3 protein-coding genes are annotated in these 3,150 nt (G+C 71.4%); 2 read left to right on the forward strand and 1 reads right to left on the reverse strand.

The window, feature by feature from the left end; genetic code table 11:
- The first annotated feature begins 207 nt into the window (after window positions 1-207).
- Both ABZ885_RS38140 and ABZ885_RS38145 read left to right on the forward strand, forming a co-directional pair.
- A complete protein-coding gene (locus tag ABZ885_RS38140; RefSeq protein WP_360199326.1) occupies window positions 208-834 on the forward strand; it encodes a hypothetical protein in 627 nt (208 codons plus the stop codon).
- Window positions 835-980: 146 nt separating this feature from the next.
- The gene (locus tag ABZ885_RS38145) at window positions 981-1,367 is read left to right on the forward strand and encodes a hypothetical protein (protein WP_360199328.1); all 387 of its coding nucleotides are present in this window, start codon (window positions 981-983) and stop codon (window positions 1,365-1,367) included.
- 109 nt (window positions 1,368-1,476) lie between these two features.
- Here ABZ885_RS38145 and ABZ885_RS38150 read toward each other — a convergent pair whose 3' ends face one another.
- The gene (locus ABZ885_RS38150) at window positions 1,477-2,973 is read right to left on the reverse strand and encodes an SDR family oxidoreductase (protein WP_360199330.1); all 1,497 of its coding nucleotides are present in this window, start codon (window positions 2,971-2,973) and stop codon (window positions 1,477-1,479) included.
- Between the last annotated feature and the right edge of the window lie 177 nt (window positions 2,974-3,150).

Below are 3,150 nucleotides of genomic sequence, written 5' to 3' on the forward strand. Positions count from 1 at the left end.
TAATCACTCACCCTGACGTTCGAACCGCGATAGGTTGCGGCGGCAAGCATTCATGATCGTCACGGGGGATCCACCATTTCCACTCAGTCCGCCGAGCTGCCCCACGGCGCCACGCCCACCGAGTCCGCCCCCGCCGCCACGGCGCCGGACCAGCCGGTCTACGGCGAGGGGCAACTCAGCTGCCGGTACTGCGGTTCCGTCCCGGCCGTGAACGCGACCTTCCGCGGGCACCTGGGCCTCATCGTGATCCTCAAGTACCTGAAGCGCCGGGGGCCGTACTGCCGCAGCTGCGGCATCGCCACGCACCGCGAGATGACCTCCGACAGCCTGTGGCAGGGCTGGTGGGGCATACCCTCGATGATCGTCAACCCGATCATCATGCTGATCAACATCCCGCAGCGCCTGAAGGTCAACAAGCTGCCGGAGCCACTGCCCGGTGCGCCCCGTCCGCCGATGAACCCCGGCAAGCCGGTCTACCTGCGGCCCACGATGGTGGGTCTGATCATCCCGGCGGTCCTGGTCTCGCTGATCGTCTTCATGGTGCAGCGCGACCCCGAGTTCGCCGACGTCGGCGACTGCATCCACAACAGCAACGTGCTCATCGTGCCCGGTGGCATCGACACCGATCCCGATGTCACTGTGGTCCCCTGCTCCGACCCGAAGGCCGACGCCCGCATCGTGGGCCGCGAGGAGGGCACCAACGACGGCGAGAGCGTGTGCCGGAAGTCCTACCCCGCAGCCGACGGCTACTACATCTACAGGCGGGGCGGCGACAGGTACACCCTCTGCCTGCAGAGTCTGAAGCAGAAGCCCCGTCCGGTCCTCACCTCGTAGCGAGCCTCTCGCGCCGGGCCGGCTCTCCATGGACATCCCCGTGCTGACCCGGTGCCGGATGCCGGGCGAGTGGACCCCGAGTGCGGGATCACGTCCGGCAGCCGGTCGGCAGCAGGGGAGTCCGATCTGGAAGGAGCGGTGAACGCGTGAGACTCGTTTGCGACCCCGTGTACGGCGAAGTGGATCTCACGGCGTCGGCAGAGGAGTTGAGCCGCCTGGCAGCAGCGGTCGCCGCTGGCGAGGGGTGGCTCGACGCCACGGCTTCGCCGGGTGGCAACGCCCTGGCGGGGGTCGAGGTCAAGGGGACTTCCGGCCCCGGGGTCCTTGTCCGCCGTGACCCGGAGCGGCAGATCCTCGTGATCAGCGGTGACTCCGCGAGCAGGGCGGTGCTGGCCGACAATCTGTGGGGCATGGCTTCCGCCGAGGATGGTGGTCACCTCCATGTCGACTACTTCCCAGGGCACTTCTACCTTGCGGAGGGATCTCTGCCCCTGGTGGTCAACAGTCCGCATGGACCCATGCCGGCCCGCTGAGCGACCGTTGGTCCTGCGATCGACGGGGCTCGATGACGCGCCGCTGCTTGTTCACCCCTGACGGTGAACGCGGGCGGGCATCGCGGGCATCGCCCCGTCGGCCGGGCCGTCAGGGCGGCGTCGTGAGGGCGCGTTCGGTGATGTTGCGGGCCATGCCGCCGAAGACGGCGGTGTGGAAGGGGGCGACGGCCCACCAGTAGGCGTGGCCGGCGAGGCCGTGCGGGTGGAACAGGGCCCGCTGGCGGTAGCGCGTGGCGTGGTCGCCGTCCGGGGTGACGGACAGTTCGAGCCAGGCCAGGCCGGGCAGGCGCATCTCGGCGCGCAGGCGCAGCAGCCGTCCCGGTTCGATCTCCTCGACGCGCCAGAAGTCCAGGGAGTCGCCGACCCTCAGCCGGGCCGGGTCGCGGCGGCCCCGGCGAAGTCCGACGCCACCGGCCAGGCGGTCCAGCCAGCCGCGCAGGGCCCAGGCGAGCGGGAAGGAGTACCAGCCGTTGTCGCCGCCGATTCCCTCGACCACCTGCCACACGGCGGTCGGCGGGGCGGCCACCGTGCGTTCCTGGACGTCCTGGTAAAGGCTGCCGCCGGCCCAGTCGGGGTCGGTGGGCAGGGGGTCGCTGGGTGCGCCGGGCAGGGAGGCGGAGGACCACCGGGTGGCCACGTCGGCGTCCTTGATCCGGCGCAGGGCGAGTTCCACGGCCCCGTCGAAGCCGATCAGGCCGTTCGGGGGGTCGGGCACCCACCGGGCGATGTCGTGCTCCCCGCAGACCACCTCGTGGCGCAGCGACTCGACCAGCGGGCGGGCGATGGAGTTGGGCACCGGGGTGACCAGGCCGACCCACTGGCTGGAGAGCCCGGGGGTGAGCACCGGTACGGGGACGATGACGCGCCGCCGCAGTCCGGCGGCGTGCGCGTAGCGGTGCATCATCTGCCGGTAGGTGAGGACGTCCGGGCCGCCGATGTCGAAGGTCCGGTTCGTTTCGGCCGGGAGATGGGCGGCGCCGACCAGGTAGCGGAGCACGTCGCGTACGGCGATCGGCTGGATGCGGGTGGAGACCCAGCGCGGGGTGACCATCACGGGCAGGCGTTCGGTGAGGTAGCGGAGCATCTCGAAGGAGGCGCTGCCGGAGCCGATGATCACCGCGGCGCGCAGCTCCGCCGTCGGGACCCCGCTGTCGCGCAGGACGCGCCCGACCTCGGCGCGGGAGCGCAGGTGGGGGGAGAGGCCGGCCTCGGCCACCCCGTCGGGGACGAGTCCGCCGAGGTAGACGATCCGCGCGGTGCCGGCGGCCGCGGCGGCGGCGCCGAAGGCGCGGGCGGCCTCCCGGTCGGTGGCCTCGAAGGACGGCCCGGTGCCGAGCGAGTGGATCAGGTAGTAGGCGGCGTCGATGCCGTCGAATGCGCCGGCGAGGGTGCCGGGCCGGCTGACGTCCCCGGTGGCGATGTCCACCTGGGAGCGCCAGGGCTGGTCCCGCAGCCGTCGGGGGTCGCGGACCAGGCAGCGGACGGCGTGTCCCCGCGCCAGCAGTTCGGGGACGAGCCGGCCGCCGATGTAGCCGGTCGCGCCGGTCACCAGGCAGCGCAGCCGAGCGGGAGGCTGCACGTTCATCTCGACCTCCTCCGGTGGGAGGTCCCGCCGTTCCGGGTGTCATCGGGGGCTTTCCCGGCGTGCGGGTTCCCGGGTCTCGCCTGCGGCGTCGGAGAACCACTTGCTGTAGGACCAACCGCCCAGCGAAATCTGGATCTTGAGGTTGGGGTACTTGGCCTTGAGCTGCTTCAGCTGGTT

Source organism: Kitasatospora sp. NPDC047058 (assembly GCF_040643935.1).
Classification (GTDB): Bacteria; Actinomycetota; Actinomycetes; order Streptomycetales; family Streptomycetaceae; genus Kitasatospora.

What these genes read in the sequence shown, in the direction of transcription:
- ABZ885_RS38150 (WP_360199330.1), bottom strand. Translation starts at nt 2,973, where the DNA reads ATGAACGTGCAGCCTCCCGCTCGGCTGCGCTGCCTGGTGACCGGCGCG.